This window comes from Salmonella sp. SAL04157 (assembly GCF_046551635.1).
GTDB lineage: Bacteria > Pseudomonadota > Gammaproteobacteria > Enterobacterales > Enterobacteriaceae > Salmonella > Salmonella enterica.
Genome location: NZ_JBGDVS010000017.1, coordinates 57,610 through 76,601, shown reverse-complemented (window position 1 = coordinate 76,601; position 18,992 = coordinate 57,610). Strand labels below are relative to the sequence as shown.

Below are 18,992 nucleotides of genomic sequence, written 5' to 3'. Positions count from 1 at the left end.
GTTCCGTGTCAGTGGTGGCGCATTATAGGGAGTTATTTCTGCCTGACAAGAGGAAATTTAAAATAATTTTCTGAGTGTCTCTTTTTTCATCAATGGCGTGCTTAACGTGCCATAAAATAAGCAAATTGCCGTTATTGCAACTGCAATCACACTTCCAGGTGGCATACTAATAACCAAACGAAAGAGAAAGGAAGAACATTCATGCCTTTAAGCGCACAACAATTAGCCGCACAGAAAAATCTATCCTATGTTCTGGCTGAAAAGCTGGCGCAGCGGATATTAAAGGGTGACTACGCCCCTGGTACGATTCTTCCCGGCGAAATAGAACTGGGCGAGCAGTACGGCGTAAGTCGAACGGCAGTTCGCGAAGCGGTGAAAACGTTGACGGCTAAAGGTATGGTGCTACCCCGTCCGCGCATTGGTACGCGGGTGATGCCGCAGGGAAACTGGAACTTTCTGGATCAAGAGCTGCTGACCTGGTGGATGACGGAAGAAAATTTTCATCAGGTGGTGGATCATTTTCTGGTGATGCGTATTAGCCTGGAGCCGCAAGCCTGCCTGCTGGCGGCGACTCTTGGCACACCGGAGCAGAAAGCGCGGCTTAATGCCTTAATGGAAGAGATGGTCGCGCTGAAAAAGCATTTTAAGCGTGAACGATGGATTGAAGTGGATATGGCATGGCACGAGCATATCTACGAAATGAGCGCCAATCCCTTTCTAATCTCTTTTGCGACGCTATTTCATTCGGTTTATCACACTTACTTTACCTCAATCACCTATAACGAGGTGGTAAAGCTGGATTTGCACCAGGCCATTGTTGATGCCATCGCTGATGGCGACGGCGAACGCGCTTTCCAGGCCTGCCAGGCGTTGTTAATAGCGCCTAATGAGAGACCAGATAATTAACAGGATATTGAATGACCAGCAAAAAAGCGCGCAGTATGGCTGGCCTGCCGTGGATCGCGGCGATGGCCTTCTTTATGCAGGCGCTAGACGCCACCATTTTGAATACCGCTTTACCGGCTATTGCGCATAGTCTTAACCGTTCACCACTCGCCATGCAGTCCGCTATTATCAGTTATACCCTAACAGTAGCTATGTTAATTCCGGTAAGCGGCTGGCTGGCTGACCGCTTCGGTACGCGTCGCGTCTTTATGGTTGCCGTAAGTCTGTTTACGTTAGGCTCGCTGGCCTGCGCGCTCTCCAGTTCACTATCTGAATTGGTTATTTTTCGCGTCGTACAAGGCGTCGGCGGAGCGATGATGATGCCAGTGGCGCGGCTGGCGTTATTGCGAGCCTATCCGCGTAGTGAGCTGCTGCCTGTTCTTAACTTTGTCACTATGCCGGGGCTGGTAGGTCCGATTCTGGGGCCGGTATTAGGCGGCGTACTGGTGACCTGGGCAAGCTGGCACTGGATCTTCCTGATTAATATTCCCATTGGTGTTGCAGGCATTCTGTATGCCCGCAAATATATGCCCAACTTCACCACGCCGCGTCGCAAGTTTGACATGACCGGCTTCTTTCTTTTTGGGTTAAGTCTGGTTTTATTTTCCAGCGGAATGGAACTGTTTGGCGAAAAGATTGTGGCGACATGGATCGCATCCGCCATTATTTTTTGCAGTATCGTTCTACTATTGGCCTATATCCGCCACGCCCGCCGTCATCCGACACCGTTAATATCACTATCGCTGTTTAAGACACGCACATTTTCCGTCGGTATTGCCGGCAACCTCGCCACGCGTCTGGGGACAGGCTGCGTACCTTTTTTGATGCCGTTAATGCTACAGGTTGGTTTTGGCTACCCGGCTCTGATCGCCGGCTGCATGATGGCGCCGACAGCTTTGGGTTCTATTATCGCGAAATCGACCGTAACGCAGGTTTTGCGACGTTTGGGATACCGGAAGACTCTGGTCGGCATTACGGTATTTATCGGTCTGATGATTGCCCAGTTTTCGTTTCAATCTCCCGCCATGCCGATCTGGATGCTCGTACTGCCGCTATTCATTCTTGGAATGGCGATGTCCACTCAATTTACGGCAATGAATACAATTACTCTTGCGGATCTGACGGACGATAACGCCAGCAGCGGCAACAGCGTTCTGGCGGTTACGCAGCAATTGTCTATCAGTTTAGGCGTGGCGATCAGCGCGGCGGTGTTACGTATTTATGAAGGTTTTGCGGGCACCAGTACCGTGGAACAGTTCCACTATACCTTTATCACGATGGGGGCGATCACTATCGTGTCCGCGCTGATGTTTATGCTGCTAAGAGCCAAAGACGGCAACAATCTGATTAAAGAACGGCATAAATCTAAACCGACCCACGCACCGTCAAAACCGGAGTAAGCTGAAGTCGCTGTTGTTGCAAGGCGGGCTGCGCCATCCGATGAATCAACACATCAATAGCCAGCTCGCCCAATTCATCTTTCGGCTGATGGATAGTCGTCAGCGGCGGCGTCATATAGCGCGCCAGCTCAATATCATCATAGCCAATGACTGCCATATCTTGCGGGATACGAAGCCCCGCCTGATATAGCGCCTGATAGGCGCCGACAGCCATCGCATCGTTTCCGGTAAAAACCGCTTGCGGTCGCTGTTGATGGGCGAGTAACGCCTGCATGGCGTCAAAGCCGCCGCCAAATTCAAAATCGCCGGTGATCTCATAGCCTTGCGGAATAGCCAGCCCTGCGCGTTTCATCGCCGCCCGATACCCTTCCAGCCGCAAACGCGCTGGCGTTTTGTCCAGCGGGCCGGTAATACAGGCTATTCGGGTAAATCCTTTATCGATAAGGTGTTGGGTGGCAAGATCGCCGCCTAACAACGAATTATCCTGAATGAGATCGCTATCGCCCTCACCATCAAACGGCGACCAGTCCATCATGACGGTAGGAATAGACGGATAACGCTCCATGATTTCACGAGAAGGCTGATGCGTTTCGGTACACAGCAGCAGTAAACCGTCTACCCGTTTTTGCATCAGCGTCTCCAGGTTACGGTTCATCCGTTGCTCGTCGCCTTCGGTATTGCACAGCACCAGACTATAACCGCGCTCAAAACAGCTTCGCTCAACGCCGCGCACCAGTTCGGAATAAAAAGGGTTGGTACTGGCGGTAATTAGCATACCAATCGTGCGGGTCTGGTTTAACTTGAGGCTTCGCGCCAGCGCGGAAGGCGCATAGTTAAGTGATTTAATCGCCGCTTCAACTTTTTCGGTTATCGTCTCACTCACAAAGCGATCTTTGTTAATAACGTGAGAGACCGTCGATGTAGAGACTCCCGCCAGGCGGGCAACATCTTTCATAGTAGCCAAGCGTTACCCCTGCTGATGTAAAAACGCTTCTATCTCTTCGCGCCACGGAACGGAAGGTTGCGCGCCTTTACGCGTTACGGCAATCGCGGCGGCGGCATGAGCAAAGCGAATCGCTTCCGGCAACGGCGTCTCCTCCAGTATCGCGGTGATAAAGGCGCCGTTAAACGTGTCTCCGGCGGCAATGGTATCGACAGCCTCAACGCTAAATCCAGGAACGCGGCGGCCCTCGCCGTTTACGCTGGCCCAGACGCCACGGCTTCCTAAGGTAATTAATACGGTTCGAATGCCTTTATCATGCAAAACCTGCGCAGCTTTCGCGGCATCGTCGTCATTTTCCACACGCACGCCCGTCAGCTTTTCAGCTTCCGTTTCATTTGGCGTGATGATGTCCACCAGCGCCAGCAGTTCATCCGGTAGCTCACGGGCAGGCGCCGGGTTAAGCGCAACAGTAGTATGATGTTGATGGGCGATTTTAGCCGCCGCCAGTACGCTTTCCAGCGGCGATTCCAGCTGCATCAGTAACGCATCCGCCTGCGCGATACGTTCACGTTGCGCATCAACCAACGCCGGCGATAACGCGGCATTCGCTCCGGCATGAATACCGATGACGTTCTCGCCTTCGCCGTTAACGAAAATCAGCGCCACCCCGGTAGACTCGCCTTTAATGACGCTAACTGGCGTGATATCAATACGATCGCTGACTAATTGTTTACGAATACTGTCGCCAATATCGTCATCGCCTGTGCAGGCAATAAACGCAATATTTGCCCCGCTACGCCCCGCAGCAACCGCCTGATTCGCGCCTTTCCCGCCAAACGCGACCTGATAATGGCTACCGGTTACCGTTTCACCCGGGGTAGGGAAGGACTCAAGATTAAGGATATGATCGGCATTAATGCTGCCAAGGACGATGAGATTACCTGCGGTTTTCATATTCGGGGTTCCACGTCAAAGTGCGCCACCGGTTAGGGTGGCGCGTGCCCTGCTTTTCTTTTTTTACGTTCACCTCAGCGGAGGCTCGCGTATTTCTGTCGCCATCAGGCCATAGTTGACCCGTGTCGTTTATTACTGCTTGATGACCAGTTTCAGGTCAACCGGATATTTGGCCTGAACTTTTTCGCCTTTCAGCACCTTATCCGCCACTTCAACGCCTTTGGCGCCGATTTGATCCGGTAACTGAGCGATAGTCGCTGCCAGTTTGCCATCTTTTACGGCCTTTTCGCCATCCGGCGTACCGTCAAATCCAACCACCATCACATCTGCTTTACCGGCAGTTTGCAGCGCGCGCAGTGCGCCCAGCGCCATTTCATCGTTCTGGGCGAAGACAGCCTGAACATCCGGATGCGCGGTCAGCAGGTTCTGCATGACGTTCAGACCCTTAGTACGGTCGAAATCGGCAGGCTGGCTGGCCAGGACATTAAATTTGTGGGCGGCTACCGCCTGCTGGAAACCTTCGCCACGCTCACGCGCCGCGGATGTTCCGGCAATGCCTTGCAGCTCAATCACTTTGGCGCCTTCACCAGCTTTTTTCGCGATATAGTCGCCAGCGATCTTACCGCCCAGCACGTTATCAGACGCGATATGGCTGACGACATCACCTTTGGTTGCCTGGCGGTCAAGTGTGATAACCGGAATCTTCGCCTGGTTAGCCATCTTCACCGCGTTACCCACCGCATCGGAGTCAGTCGGGTTGATCAGCAAAATTTTGGTCCCGCGAACGGTTAAATCCTGCACGTTCGCCAGCTCTTTGGCAGGGTTGTTCTGGGAGTCCAGCACCACCAGGTTATAACCCAGTTTATCCGCCTCTTTTTGCGCCCCGTCTTTTAACGACACGAAGAAGGGATTATTGAGGGTAGAGATCACCAGCGCAATGGTGTCCTTCGCCATTGCATTCGCGCTCACGGTGGCGCTCAGCGCAACAGCAGATACCAGGGTAGCCAGTTTTTTCATGTTCATATTTCAGATGTCCTGTAGTCGTTGTTACTGCTTTTTGTTGTCTACCAGTACCGCCAGCAAAATCACCACCGCTTTGACGATCATCTGGTAATAGGAGGAAACACCTAACAAATTCAAACCATTATTAAGGAAGCCGAGAATCAATGCGCCGATCAATGTCCCAACAATGCGTCCTTTACCGCCAGCAAGGCTGGTGCCGCCCAGCACCACGGCGGCAATAGCATCCAGCTCATAGCCGGTACCCGCCGTCGGCTGCGCGGAAGAGAGGCGCGCCACTTCAATGATGCCCGCCAGCGATGCTGTCAGGCCGCAAAGTGAATAGACGATAATTTTCACTTTGCTCACGCTAATGCCAGACAGACGCGTCGCCGCTTCGTTACCGCCCAGCGCGTAGATATAGCGTCCCAGACGGGTGTGATGCAGCATATACCAGGCGGCGATAAAGACGATGGCCATGATCCAGACCGGCGTAGGAACGCCCAGCGGACGGCCGATACCGAACCAGCCAAACAGATCGGCGTTATCGGTAAAGCCGGTGTTGACCGGGCTACCGTCGGTGTAAACCATCGTCACGCCGCGCAGTAGCAGCATCATCACCAGCGTAGCGATAAACGCCTGTACGCGGCCTTTCGCGACGATAACGCCAGTAACGGCGCCAATCGCAGCGCCCAGCGCCAGCGCGGCGGCAACCGCGACCAGCGCATTCACTTCAACGCCGACGATTGAAGCGGCAACCGCGCCGGTGAGCGCCAGCAGGGAACCGACGGACAGATCGATCCCCGATGTCAGAATCACCAACGTCATCCCTACCGCCATAATGGCGTTGACGGAGGTCTGTTGAAGAATATTGAACAGATTATTAACGGTAAAAAAGTTGGGGCTCAACGTCGAAACAATCGCGATCAGCACCAGCAGGGCAATGAGCGACTTCTGCTCAAGAAGCCACGCTTTAGTGAAATAACGGCGACCAGAAACAGCCTGGGTTGTCATCTTTTTTACTCCTGATTCACGCGATTAAGCTTGCCCACTGCGGCAGCCATTAACACTTCCTGGGTGGCCTGCTCGCGAGTAAATTCACCGCTGAGATGCCCTTCATGCATGACGATGATGCGATCGCTCATGCCTAATACTTCTGGCATCTCAGATGAGACCAGAATGATGCTCAGGCCGTCGGCCTTAAACTGGTTGATAAGCTGATAAATCTCTTTCTTGGCGCCGACGTCCACGCCGCGGGTCGGCTCGTCGAGAATGAGCACTTTCGGGCGCGTCATCAACCCGCGGGCAATCGCCACTTTTTGCTGATTACCGCCAGAAAGCAGGCCTATCGCCTGTTCCATTGACGGTGTCTTGACGTTGAACAGACGGATAAAATCCCCCACCGCCTGTTGCTCATCTTTGTGTTTCAGGCTTCCGCCAGCGCGGCTGAAATAGTCCAGCGCCGTCAGCGACATATTCTCTTTAACTGACATGCCGAGCACTAGTCCATCGCGCTTACGGTCTTCAGAGATATAAACGATGCCATTGGCCAGTCCGTCCTGCGGAGAACGCGTCACCACTTCGTGTCCATCAAGCGTCACGTAACCGCTGGTTCGCGGCATCGCGCCGTACAATACTTTCATCAGCTCGGTGCGACCGGCGCCCATCAGGCCGGAAATGCCAAGAATCTCGCCTTTTCGCAGCACAAAAGAGACATCATTCACGCCCGGTCCGCACAGATTATCGACCTTGAGGCGAATCTCACCCGGCGCGTTATCCAGATGCGGGTACTGATCTTCCAGCTTACGTCCCACCATCATTTCGATAAGAGAATCTTCGGTCAACGTGGCCACTTCACGCTCGGCGATAAATTGCCCATCGCGGAAGACCGTCACGTCATCGCAAATTTCGAAGATCTCTTTCATACGGTGGGAGATATAGACAATGCCGCGCCCCTGCGATTTTAATTCGCGGATAACGCGGAACAGAGAGTCGGTTTCAGTGTCGGTCAGCGCATCGGTCGGTTCATCCATAATGATGACTTTGGATTCGAAGCTCAGCACTTTGGCGATTTCCACCATTTGCTGATCGCCGATAGAGAGTTCGCCCACCAGCTTATCGCTCTTAAAGCGCAGATTGAGTTTGGCTAAGAGCTGGTCGGCTTCGGCATACATCTTTTTCCAGTCGATTTTGCCAAAGCGATTCACAAACTCACGGCCCAGGAAGATGTTTTCCGCAATGGTCAACTGCGGGATCAGGTTCAGTTCCTGATGAATAATGCCGATCCCGGCTTCCTGAGACGATTTAGGCCCGTTAAAGGTGGTCTCTTTACCCAGCCATAACAACGATCCTGCATCTCGCGTATAGATGCCGGTTAATACTTTCATCATGGTGGATTTTCCGGCGCCGTTTTCCCCCACCAGCGCCATAACGCGGCCAGGATAAACGTTTAACGCGGCGCCGGAGAGAGCCTTCACGCCGGGGAACGCTTTATCGATCCCTTTGAGTTGCAGTAATGCGTCCATAGCGGCCTCAGAAAGTGACGCCAGCGCAAAGAATGACGTTCGCATACGGGGAACACTCCCCGCTGCGAATCACCGCCTGACTGTCTGCAGTCAATTTTTTGAATTGTTCGTGTGTCGTATAACTAATTTTTATGGTGTTTCCCTGGTGTTGCTGCAGTTGCTCAAGGTGAGTGAGCAACGTTTCGTGGAGCTGCGGATTCTGTTGTTTGATTTCCGTTGCAAGAATCGCCGCCTCAACCTGCATTTCCCGGGTCACAACATCCACCACCTGCATAAAAGAAGGTACGCCCTGGGTTAGTGCCATATCGATACGCGCGGTGCTATTCGGGATGGGTAAACCCGCATCACAGACCACCAGAGTATCAGTATGCCCCAGACGGGAAATGACCGACGAGATTTCAGAGTTGAGTACGGTGCCTTTCTTCATTTTTCTGCTCCACTAGCGAAACGTTTCGCTGGCCGCAGTGTAACCCTGGATGTGTTCATAAAACCATCATGACGTAACAGAATTGTGATCGCCGTCGAAACGTTTCGCTAGCGGAAATCAGGTGAAGATAATCGCCCAATGGCGATTATCTTGTGGGAATCTACGGATTGGCCAGGCCGGGTAAGCCAACGCGGCCCCCGGCATGGTGATAGGAGGTTAAATCTCGACCTGCGTTCCTAACTCAATCACGCGGTTAGGCGGGATCTCGAACTGATCCGGCGCGCGCAGAGCGTTACGTTGCAGCAACAAATACAGTTTACCGCGCAAACGCAAATACCACGGGCGTTTGCCGACAATCAACGACTCGTGCGACATAAAGAACGACGTTTCCATCATCCGACAGCTAAGCCCTTCCAGACCGCAGCGGTGGAACACCTCTTCAACGTTTGGCGTTTCGCGCCAGCCGTAGCTGGCCACCACGCGCCAGAATGTCGGAGACAACTGCTCAATCTGCACCCGGCGAACGTTATGCACATAAGGCGCATCTTCCGTACGCAACGTCAATAAGATTACGCGCTCATGCAACACTTTGTTGTGCTTCAGGTTATGCAATAAAGCAAAAGGGATCACACTGAGCGCGCGCGACATGTATACGGCAGTACCCGGCACCCGAACCGGCGGTGACTTCTCCAGTGAAGCAATCATCGCTTCCAGCGAATTACCGTGTTCATGCATACGACGCAACAGACGGAAACGCTCGCTCTTCCAGGTGGTCATGATCGTGAACATGATCAGACCCAGGCTCAGCGGCAGCCAACCGCCGGACAACAATTTGTCGAGGTTAGCCGAGAACAGCGGGATATCCACGCACAGGAACGCGATGAGGATCAGCGCGACAAAATATTTGTTCCAGTGCCAGTTCTTACGCGCCACGGTCGTAGAAAGAATAGACGTCAGCACCATCGTGCCGGTCACGGCGATACCATAGGCCGCCGCCAGGTTGCTGGAGTGCTCAAAGCTAACAATAACAACCACGACCGCGAAATAAAGCAGCCAGTTAACGAAAGGGATGTAGATCTGACCGGACTCCATCTCGGAGGTATGGATAATGCGCATCGGCGACAAATAGCCAAGACGCACAGCCTGACGCGTCAGCGAAAAGACGCCAGAAATTACCGCCTGGGAGGCGATCACCGTCGCTAGCGCGGCCAGAATCAGCAGCGGAATTAACGCCCAGTCCGGCGCCAACAGGAAGAAGGGATTTTTAATCGCTTCCGGATGCTTTAGTAGCAATGCGCCCTGACCAAAGTAGTTCAGTACTAACGACGGCAGTACCACGGTAAACCACGCCAGGCGAATCGGGAACTTACCGAAGTGTCCCATATCGGCGTACAACGCCTCTACGCCGGTAATCGACAGCACCACCGCGCCCAACGCAATAAATGATACGGTTTTATATTCAAGGAAAAAACGTACCGCCCAGACAGGATTCAGCGCATGTAACACTTCGGGATTGGCGATAATACTGCGCAGGCCAAGTACCGCCAGGATTAAAAACCAGGTCAGCATAATCGGCGCAAAGAGTTTCCCTACCATTCCCGTACCGTGCTTCTGAATCATAAACAACAGAGTCAGCACAATAATGGAGAGCGGGACAATCCAGGTATCCAGCTGCGGCGCGACAATCTCCAGGCCTTCAATCGCCGACATCACCGAAATCGCCGGCGTAATGACCACTTCGCCATAGAAAAAGCTGCCGCCTATCAGTCCCATGATAACTAACATGGATGTAGTGCGCGCCGAGGTATTACGCCCGGCAAGCGACATCAGCGTCAAAATTCCACCTTCACCCGCGTTATCGGCGCGCATCACGAAGGTGAGATATTTGATGGAAACCACAAAGATGAGTAGCCAGAAGATCAGCGACAGAAAACCAAACACGGCATCTCGTTCAACGCCAAAACCAAACTGACCGGACAAACATTCACGAAGCGTATAAAGCGGGCTGGTACCAATATCACCGTAGACAACCCCAATAGCTGCGAGGGTAATCGCAGGCAACGATTGCTTATTATCAGTGCTCATAGACTCATCTTTCGTTTATACACGTCACCCTTCACGCTACCTCCTTGTCGGCTGCATTCGCTTACCCCAGTCACACGTTGAATGTTAGTGCCAGGGGATTCACTCCTTTGCCGCCTTGATGTAGTTTGAATGAATGAGTGTATAGATATGAAATGTGTGCTTAGTCCCTTGGCCCACAAAAAAGCGCACAGTATGCACGATTAATCATAAAATCGTACCCCTAAATGAAGCCAGATTAACCTGGCTCAAAGAAAAATAAACAGCGCATCAGACGATTATAGCCCCGGTGGTGAAACGTCTATACTCGCAATTAGCATGATCCATTTGTCGAAAGGACGCCTCTTTATTATGGCTCACCCACATTTATTAGCGGAAAGAATTTCCCGTCTGAGCAGCGCCCTTGAGAAGGGGCTGTATGAACGTAGTCACGCCATACGCCTGTGCCTACTGGCGGCGTTAAGCGGTGAAAGCGTCTTTTTGTTGGGCCCGCCCGGTATCGCCAAGAGTCTGATTGCCCGCCGCCTGAAGTTTGCTTTCCAGCGCGCCCGCGCTTTTGAATATCTGATGACACGCTTTTCCACGCCGGAAGAGGTTTTTGGACCGCTCTCTATTCAGGCGCTGAAAGATGAAGGTCGCTATGAACGCTTAACGACCGGCTACCTTCCCGAAGCCGAAATCGTTTTTCTGGATGAAATCTGGAAAGCCGGGCCCGCTATCCTGAACACATTGCTGACCGCCATTAACGAACGCCATTTCCGCAACGGCGCGTTTGAGGAAAAAATTCCGATGCGGCTGCTGGTGGCGGCCTCTAACGAACTGCCCGAAGCGGACAGCAGCCTGGAAGCCTTGTACGACCGAATGTTGATTCGCCTGTGGCTGGATAAAGTTCAGGATAAAGCCAATTTCCGCTCCATGCTGGTTAGTCAGCAGGATGAGAGCGATAACCCGGTCCCCGCCTCGTTACAGGTTAGCGACGAAGAATATCAACAGTGGCAAAAAGATATCGGCGCGATTTCACTGCCAGATCCGGTCTTTGAGCTGATATTTACTCTGCGCCAACAGCTGGATAATTTGCCGAATGCGCCTTATGTCTCCGACCGTCGCTGGAAGAAAGCCATCCGCCTGTTACAGGCGAGCGCCTTCTTTAGCGGACGCGACGCGGTTGCGCCGATTGACCTTATCCTGCTAAAAGATTGCTTGTGGTATGACGCGCAGAGTCTGAATCTCATGCAACAGCAACTGGAAATATTGATGACCGGACACGCCTGGCAGCAGCAGGCCATGCTGACTCGCCTCGGCGGTATCGTCCAGCGTCGCCTCCAGTTGCAGCAACAGCAAAGCGATAAAACCGCTTTCACCGTCATTAAAGAAGGCGGTATGTTCAGCCGCCGCCCGCATTACACTTTACCGCCGGAAGCCAGCGCGTCAACGTTGACGTTATTGCTACAAAAACCGCTAAAACTGCATGATATGGAAGTGATCCATATTACCTTTGACCGCAGCGCGCTGGAACTTTGGCTGACCAAAGGCGGCGAGATCCGCGGCAAACTGAACGGGATCGGCTTTGCCCAAACGCTGAATATGGAAGTCGATAACGCTCAACATTTGGTGGTGCGCGACATCAGTCTACAAGGTACCCGTCTGGCGTTACCGGGAGCGGCTGAAGACAGTATGCCTGCGGAGATCAAACAGCAGCTGGAAACGTTAGAAAACGACTGGCGCCAGCAACATACCCGCTTCAGCGAGCAGCAACATTGCCTGTTTATTCACAGCGACTGGTTAGGGCGCATTGAGGCCAGCCTGCAGGATGTAGGAGAACAGATCCGCCAGGCGCAACAATGCTGACGCTGGATACGCTAAATACCATGCTGGCCGTCAGCGAAGAGGGAATGGTCGAAGAGATGATCCTCGCGCTACTGGCTTCCCCACAGCTGGTCATTTTCTTTGAAAAGTTTCCGCGTTTAAAAAACGCCGTGACCGCCGATCTCCCGCGCTGGCGGGAAGCGCTACGCAGCCGTCTTAAAGACGCACGCGTTCCGCCGGAACTCATGGAAGAGGTCATGTGTTATCAGCAAAGCCAACTTCTCTCTACCCCACAGTTCATCGTGCAACTGCCGCAAATACTGGCGTTGCTTCACCGCCTGCATTCACCGTATGCCGCGCAGGCGAAGCAGTTGACGGAGAGCAACAGTACCTTTACCCCTGCGCTACACACGCTTTTTTTGCAACGCTGGCGGTTAAGTCTGGTCGTGCAGGCCACCACGTTAAACCAACAACTACTGGAAGAAGAGCGCGAGCAGTTGCTGAGTGACGTCCAGGAACGGATGACGCTGAGCGGGCAACTGGAACCGACGCTGGCGGAAAATGATAATGCCGCAGGCCGCCTGTGGGATATGAGCGCGGGCCAGCTTAAACGTGGTGATTATCAACTGATTGTAAAATACGGCGAATTTCTCGCCGCCCAGCCGGAGCTAATGCAACTGGCGGAACAACTGGGACGTTCGCGGGAAGCCAAATCGGTACCGAAAAAAGACGCGCCGATGGAAACCTTTCGTACACTGGTACGCGAACCCGCTACGGTGCCGGAGCAGGTTGACGGTATTCAGCAAGGCGATGATATTCTGCGCCTGTTGCCGCCAGAGCTGGCGACGCTCGGCATCACCGAGCTGGAATATGAATTTTACCGCCGGTTAGTGGAAAAACAGCTCCTCACCTATCGCCTGCATGGCGAAGCGTGGCGTGAGAAAGTGACCGAACGGCCGGTATTACACCAGGATGTCGACGAGCAGCCGCGCGGACCGTTTATTGTCTGCGTCGATACTTCAGGCTCGATGGGGGGATTTAACGAGCAGTGCGCAAAAGCGTTCTGCCTGGCGTTGATGCGCGTTGCGCTGGCGGATAACCGCCGCTGCTTTATTATGCTGTTTTCCACTGACGTTGTGCGTTATGAACTCTCCGGCCCGGAAGGTATCGAGCAGGCCATCCGCTTTTTAAGTCAACGTTTTCGCGGCGGCACAGATATCGCCAGCTGTTTTCGCGCCATTATTGAAAGAATGCAGGGACGGGAATGGTTTGATGCCGATGCGGTGGTCATTTCGGATTTTATCGCCCAGCGCTTGCCGGATGACGTGGTGAGCAAAGTAGGAGAGTTGCAGCGTCTTCACCAGCATCGATTCCACGCGGTGGCGATGTCGGCGCACGGCAAACCCGGCATCATGCGCATTTTCGATCATATCTGGCGCTTTGACACCGGGATGCGAAGCCGCCTGCTGAGACGCTGGCGGCGCTAATCTTATTAAGACGAGTGTTACTTAAAAATATATATTCTACTAATAGCCTATCCCCATAAGTATAATTAGAGGTTATATCGATTTCGATATTCTCTCGCTCTATAAAATTAAGTGCGTAGCTTACCGTTAGTTTGTAATATGAAACATTGGAGTATCTTAAAATAATAATGGATGCAAAAATGTTAAAAAATTATATAAAACAAGCTCTGACTATTCAGCAGGAAGAAGGTGATGCCTCAAACAATGCATTGGATAAATATTTAGCAGGCATAGCTGCATATAATGTAAGCAAGGATGAGGAATACGACTTCTTATATGCTAATTATCAAGCGTTGTGGATTTGCGCCAATTTAGGTGAGTCGAAAAAAGCGCTGTCTTATGCTAAAAAATGTATGGAATTGATGTCTGATACCATAAGAGCCGGTGCTATATTCCATTATACCGATATAGGACGGTTTTATGAGGAAGTGATCCGCTATGCAACGAACACTATAGCATGGGATTTATACAAACACTCCGATAGCATTGATGAATTAGAGCGAGCCCTCAAAACAATATCTCACGGCTGTAACTATATTGACAGCCCTGATTACTTTTACGCTTTCGATACTAAAGTCCGTATCTTACTTAAATTGGGCCGAAAAGAAGAGGCTTATAGAATTGTTTTTACTTGCCTGCAACAACGCCCAGACTTCTCCGATTTTTCTGATATCAAGGAACAAAAGGAATATCAGGACTGGAAAAAAAATTTCGCCACGGGAACTATGTAATTTTCAGATCAGGCAACGGCTTTTCTGCAAAAAGCAGCAAGAATGACCTCTCATTTAAAATGAATTGACAGCTGTTGCCCTGAAATACCCGGTTCATCGAGCTATTAATGTTGATACAGACCACCAACACCACGGCATATTAGTTATCGAACAGACAGCCGTGGTGGTACTAGCAGACCATATCAAAGAAGAGAAGAAACACTTTCGCGAACCTGCGCGGGCCATACGCCGCACTGCACCTGACCAATATGCGGCAATTGCAGCAGCAACATCGTCAGACGCGACTGCCCAATCCCGCCGCCGATGGTCTGCGGCATTTCGCCGCGCAGCAGCGCCTGATGCCACTCCAGTTGCAGACGATCTTCATCACCGGTCAACGCCAGCTGGCGCATCAGCGTATCGGCATCTACGCGGATACCCATAGAGGAAAGCTCAAACGCATCTTCCAGCACCGGGTTCCACACCAGGATATCGCCGTTCAGACCGGCGTAGCCCAGCTCAGATGCGGAGCTCCAGTCATCATAATCCGGCGCGCGTACATCATGGCGGTGGCCATCGCTCAGTTTACCGCCGATCCCCACCAGGAAAACGGCGCCAAGTTCTTTGGCGATCGCGCGTTCGCGCCCTTTCGCATCCAGATCCGGATAGCGAGACAACAGCTCCTGGCTGTGAACAAAATGGATCTGATCCGGCAGGAACGGCGCCAGACCAAACTGTTTATGCACTTCCGCTTCCGTCGCCTTAATACCTGCCCATATAGCCTCTACTGTGCTTTTCAGGGTGGAAAATTGGCGCTCGCCATCGCCCATGACACGCTCCCAGTCCCACTGATCCACATAGACCGAGTGGAGCGGAGAGAGTCGGTCTTCATCGGGGCGAAGGGCTTTCATGTGCGTGTACAGCCCTTCGCCCGCGCTGAAGTCATGTTGCCCCAGGGTTTGACGTTTCCACTTCGCCAGTGAATGCACCACTTCGAACTGGGCGTCAGGCAATGCTTTCACTTTTACCTGCACCGCTTTTTCACAGCCGGACAAATTATCCTGCGTACCATCCCCTACGCGACTCAGGATCGGCGCCTGGACCTCAATCAGACCCAGACGCTCCTCAAGCTGGCGAGAGAAATGTGATTTCACGAAGCTAATTTGACGTTGTTTGGCAATGTAAGCGGTTTTCATTTTTTTACTCCTGCGTCCTGTTGCCTATGATTAAGCAACAAAACGAGAGCACTATTCAATAATCAACAGATAAAAAGCTAACTTAGATTTTGATTCGTTAAAAATAATGGCTAAAATAGAGATAATCATTAATCTGCATAAGAAAAAGCGATGGAAAATTATCAGATCGACAATCTGGACCGCGGCATACTTGACGCCTTAATGGAAAATGCCCGCACCGCCTACGCCGAACTGGCCAAACAATTTGGCGTTAGCCCTGGAACCATTCACGTTCGCGTCGAGAAAATGAAGCAGGCCGGGATTATTACTGGCGCACGGATTGACGTCAGCCCCAAACAGCTGGGCTACGATGTGGGCTGCTTTATTGGCATCATTCTCAAAAGCGCCAAAGACTATCCCTCCGCACTGGCCCGGCTGGAAAGCCTGGATGAAGTGACGGAAGCGTATTACACCACCGGTCACTACAGCATCTTTATAAAAGTGATGTGCAAATCAATCGACGCGCTTCAGCACGTACTTATCAACAAGATCCAAACAATTGATGAAATTCAGTCCACTGAGACACTGATCGTCTTGCAGAACCCGATCATGCGCACCATCAAGCCATGATCGGCTTTTTTAATCCCACATTTTTCCACAGGTAGATCCCAGCTCGTTCACAGAGTACAATGCAGCCTCTTTACCTGAGCGAGCGATCAATGGCAGACATTACTCTTATCAGCGGCAGCACCCTGGGCGGCGCCGAATACGTCGCGGAACATCTGGCGGAAAAGCTGGAAGCTGCCGGTTTTTCAACCGAAACGGTGCACGGTCCGTTATTAGAGGATCTGTCAACTTCCGGGATCTGGCTGATAATCAGCTCAACGCACGGTGCCGGAGACATTCCGGACAACCTGACCCCTTTCTATGAAGACCTTCAGACGCAGAAACCCGATCTTTCCGCGGTACGTTTCGGCGCAATTGGCATTGGTAGTCGAGAATACGACACGTTTTGCGGCGCGATTGAGAAAATAGAAGCGGAACTGAAAGACGCTGGCGCAAAACAGGTTGGGGAAACACTGAAGATCAACATCCTTGAACATGAGATTCCGGAAGATCCAGCGGAGATTTGGCTCGGATCCTGGATTAATTTACTCAAATAAGTGTAAAGATCGTGCGATCCATTGTGGATAAATCTGGTGGAAAGCTTGGATCAACCGGTAGTTATCCAAAGAATAACCGTTGTTCACTTTTTGAGTTGTGTATAAGCACCCGTTTTGATCCCAGCTTATACGGACCACGATCACCGATCATTCACAGCTAGTGATCCTTTCCAACGCATTGATCTTTATTACAGGATCCGGGTTATCCACAGCCTGGCGCGATCCTAATAAGAGATCACAATAGAACAGATCTCTAAATAAAAAGATCTTCTTTTTAATAGCCCGGATCCCGGGGCTTTCTCCATCGGCTAAAGTTGAGTAGAATCCACCGCCCGGGCTTCAATCCATTTTCACACCGCGTTATGCGAGGCAATTACCATGTTTTATCAGGATCCTTTTGACGTCATTATTATTGGCGGGGGTCATGCAGGCACTGAGGCCGCGATGGCCGCGGCGCGTATGGGTCAACAGACTCTGCTTTTGACACACAATATTGACACGTTGGGACAGATGAGCTGCAACCCGGCGATCGGCGGTATTGGAAAGGGACATCTGGTAAAAGAGGTGGATGCGCTCGGCGGTCTGATGGCGAAAGCGATTGATCAGGCAGGTATTCAGTTTAGGATACTAAACGCCAGCAAAGGTCCGGCCGTTCGCGCTACCCGGGCTCAGGCGGATCGAGTCTTATATCGCCAGGCGGTGCGTACCGCGCTGGAGAACCAGCCGAACCTGATGATCTTCCAGCAAGCGGTTGAAGATCTGATTGTCGAAAACGATCGCGTTGTCGGCGCTGTGACCCAAATGGGGCTCAAATTCCGCGCGAAAGCGGTGGTGCTGACCGTCGGAACCTTCCTGGACGGCAAAATTCATATTGGTCTGGATAACTACAGCGGCGGTCGTGCTGGCGATCCGCCATCCATCCCGCTATCTCGCCGTCTGCGTGAGCTTCCGCTACGCGTCAGTCGCCTGAAAACCGGCACACCGCCGCGTATTGATGCGCGTACTATCGATTTCAGCGTGTTGGCTCAACAGCATGGCGATAACCCGATGCCGGTTTTCTCGTTTATGGGGAATGCTTCTCAGCATCCGCAACAGGTGCCGTGTTACATCACGCATACCAATGAGAAAACCCATGATGTGATTCGTAATAACCTCGATCGTAGCCCAATGTACGCTGGCGTGATCGAAGGGATCGGCCCACGCTACTGTCCTTCGATCGAAGACAAGGTGATGCGTTTTGCCGATCGTAACCAGCATCAGATCTTCCTTGAGCCGGAAGGACTGACCTCTAACGAGATTTACCCTAACGGTATCTCCACCAGTCTGCCGTTTGACGTGCAGATGCAGATTGTCCGTTCCATGCAGGGCATGGAGAACGCGAAGATCGTTCGCCCTGGTTACGCGATTGAGTACGATTTCTTCGACCCGCGCGATCTGAAACCGACACTGGAAAGTAAATTTATTCACGGCCTGTTCTTTGCTGGTCAAATCAACGGTACTACCGGCTATGAAGAGGCTGCGGCGCAGGGCTTGCTCGCCGGTCTGAATGCCGCGCGTCTTTCCGCCGACAAAGAGGGCTGGGCGCCTGCGCGTTCTCAGGCTTATCTCGGCGTGCTGGTGGACGATCTCTGTACGCTGGGCACCAAAGAGCCGTATCGCATGTTTACCTCCCGCGCCGAATATCGCCTGATGCTGCGTGAGGACAACGCCGATCTGCGTTTGACCGAAATGGGCCGCGAGCTGGGTCTGGTGGATGATGAACGCTGGGCGCGCTTCAACGAGAAGCTGGAAAATATCGAACGCGAACGTCAGCGGCTGAAATCGACATGGGTAACGCCGTCTGCGGAATCCGCCGATGAAGTGAATGCGCATTTGACCACGCCTCTCTCCCGTGAGGCCAGCGGCGAAGATCTGTTGCGTCGTCCGGAAATGACCTACGCGCAGCTCACTTCGCTTGCCGCATTCGCGCCTGCGCTTGAAGATGAGCAAGCCGCTGAGCAGGTGGAAATCCAGGTCAAATACGAAGGGTATATCGCTCGCCAGCAGGATGAGATTGAAAAACAACTACGTAACGAGAATACGTTGCTGCCTGCCACGCTGGATTATCGTCAGGTTTCCGGTCTGTCGAACGAAGTTATCGCCAAGCTGAACGATCATAAACCGGCGTCTATCGGCCAGGCATCGCGTATCTCCGGCGTTACGCCAGCGGCAATCTCCATTCTGCTGGTATGGCTGAAAAAACAAGGTATGCTGCGTCGTAGCGCTTGATAACACTAATTTGGCGGGGGCGCTTCGCTTGCCCGCCCTACAAATTTGTAGGCCCGATAAGCGAAAGCG

16 protein-coding genes are annotated in these 18,992 nt (G+C 52.3%); 8 read left to right on the top strand and 8 right to left on the bottom strand.

All coding sequences use genetic code 11. From position 1 onward, the window contains the following. Positions 1–201 precede the first annotated feature (201 nt). Together ACLJRE_RS22835 and mdtD are read left to right on the top strand one after the other, a co-directional pair. The gene (locus ACLJRE_RS22835) at positions 202–906 is read left to right on the top strand and encodes a FadR/GntR family transcriptional regulator (RefSeq protein WP_001131144.1); all 705 of its coding nucleotides are present in this window, start codon (positions 202–204) and stop codon (positions 904–906) included. An 11-nt stretch (positions 907–917) separates the two neighbouring features. Further along, the gene (gene mdtD, locus ACLJRE_RS22830) at positions 918–2,345 is read left to right on the top strand and encodes a multidrug transporter subunit MdtD (RefSeq protein ID WP_000202071.1); all 1,428 of its coding nucleotides are present in this window, start codon (positions 918–920) and stop codon (positions 2,343–2,345) included. Here mdtD and rbsR read toward each other — a convergent pair. From rbsR to kup, 7 genes are all read right to left on the bottom strand, one after another. Then, positions 2,311–3,309: a ribose operon transcriptional repressor RbsR gene (gene rbsR, locus ACLJRE_RS22825; RefSeq protein ID WP_000224487.1), complete on the bottom strand. Its 999-nt coding sequence runs from the start codon at positions 3,307–3,309 to the stop codon at positions 2,311–2,313. The genes mdtD and rbsR overlap by 35 nt on opposite strands. Before the next feature lie 3 nt (positions 3,310–3,312). After that, positions 3,313–4,242 carry a ribokinase gene (gene rbsK / locus ACLJRE_RS22820; protein ID WP_001646884.1) on the bottom strand — a complete coding sequence of 310 codons (930 nt, stop codon included), beginning with the start codon at positions 4,240–4,242 and terminating at the stop codon, positions 3,313–3,315. Positions 4,243–4,374: 132 nt separating this feature from the next. After that, entirely contained in the window at positions 4,375–5,265 is an 891-nt protein-coding gene (gene rbsB / locus ACLJRE_RS22815; RefSeq protein WP_001056260.1) for a ribose ABC transporter substrate-binding protein RbsB, read from the bottom strand. 24 nt (positions 5,266–5,289) lie between these two features. Continuing rightward, a complete protein-coding gene (rbsC, locus tag ACLJRE_RS22810) occupies positions 5,290–6,255 on the bottom strand; it encodes a ribose ABC transporter permease (protein ID WP_000211345.1) in 966 nt (321 codons plus the stop codon). 5 nt (positions 6,256–6,260) lie between these two features. After that, entirely contained in the window at positions 6,261–7,766 is a 1,506-nt protein-coding gene (rbsA, locus tag ACLJRE_RS22805; RefSeq protein WP_000339366.1) for a ribose ABC transporter ATP-binding protein RbsA, read from the bottom strand. 7 nt (positions 7,767–7,773) lie between these two features. Next, positions 7,774–8,193 (bottom strand): D-ribose pyranase, encoded by a 420-nt coding sequence (gene rbsD, locus ACLJRE_RS22800; RefSeq protein WP_000715944.1) that lies wholly within the window; start codon positions 8,191–8,193, stop codon positions 7,774–7,776. Positions 8,194–8,409: 216 nt separating this feature from the next. Continuing rightward, positions 8,410–10,278 (bottom strand): low affinity potassium transporter Kup, encoded by a 1,869-nt coding sequence (gene kup / locus ACLJRE_RS22795; RefSeq protein WP_000102338.1) that lies wholly within the window; start codon positions 10,276–10,278, stop codon positions 8,410–8,412. A gap of 348 nt (positions 10,279–10,626) precedes the next feature. On the opposite strand from kup, the gene ravA reads away from it, so the two are divergent. The 3 genes from ravA to ACLJRE_RS22780 all read left to right on the top strand — a co-directional run bounded on the left by ravA (position 10,627) and on the right by ACLJRE_RS22780 (position 14,338). Beyond that, the gene (gene ravA / locus ACLJRE_RS22790) at positions 10,627–12,123 is read left to right on the top strand and encodes an ATPase RavA (RefSeq protein WP_000940987.1); all 1,497 of its coding nucleotides are present in this window, start codon (positions 10,627–10,629) and stop codon (positions 12,121–12,123) included. Next, a complete protein-coding gene (gene viaA, locus ACLJRE_RS22785; RefSeq protein WP_000956584.1) occupies positions 12,117–13,568 on the top strand; it encodes an ATPase RavA stimulator ViaA in 1,452 nt (483 codons plus the stop codon). Before ravA ends, viaA begins: the two co-directional genes overlap by 7 nt. 179 nt (positions 13,569–13,747) lie before the next feature. Beyond that, positions 13,748–14,338: a hypothetical protein gene (locus ACLJRE_RS22780; RefSeq protein ID WP_023212400.1), complete on the top strand. Its 591-nt coding sequence runs from the start codon at positions 13,748–13,750 to the stop codon at positions 14,336–14,338. A 182-nt stretch (positions 14,339–14,520) separates the two neighbouring features. Here the strand turns inward: ACLJRE_RS22780 and asnA are convergent, their stop codons facing one another. Continuing rightward, complete coding sequence (gene asnA, locus ACLJRE_RS22775; protein ID WP_023212401.1) at positions 14,521–15,513, bottom strand: aspartate--ammonia ligase; 993 nt, start codon at positions 15,511–15,513, stop codon at positions 14,521–14,523. Between the two features lie 150 nt (positions 15,514–15,663). On the opposite strand from asnA, the gene asnC reads away from it, so the two are divergent. The 3 genes from asnC to mnmG all read left to right on the top strand — a co-directional run bounded on the left by asnC (position 15,664) and on the right by mnmG (position 18,923). Beyond that, a complete protein-coding gene (asnC, locus tag ACLJRE_RS22770) occupies positions 15,664–16,122 on the top strand; it encodes a transcriptional regulator AsnC (RefSeq protein ID WP_000433016.1) in 459 nt (152 codons plus the stop codon). 89 nt (positions 16,123–16,211) lie between these two features. Then, positions 16,212–16,655 (top strand): FMN-binding protein MioC, encoded by a 444-nt coding sequence (gene mioC, locus ACLJRE_RS22765; protein ID WP_001518982.1) that lies wholly within the window; start codon positions 16,212–16,214, stop codon positions 16,653–16,655. A gap of 378 nt (positions 16,656–17,033) precedes the next feature. Continuing rightward, positions 17,034–18,923, top strand: a complete 1,890-nt coding sequence (gene mnmG, locus ACLJRE_RS22760; RefSeq protein WP_000499872.1) for a tRNA uridine-5-carboxymethylaminomethyl(34) synthesis enzyme MnmG — start codon at positions 17,034–17,036, stop codon at positions 18,921–18,923. Positions 18,924–18,992: the final 69 nt, after the last annotated feature.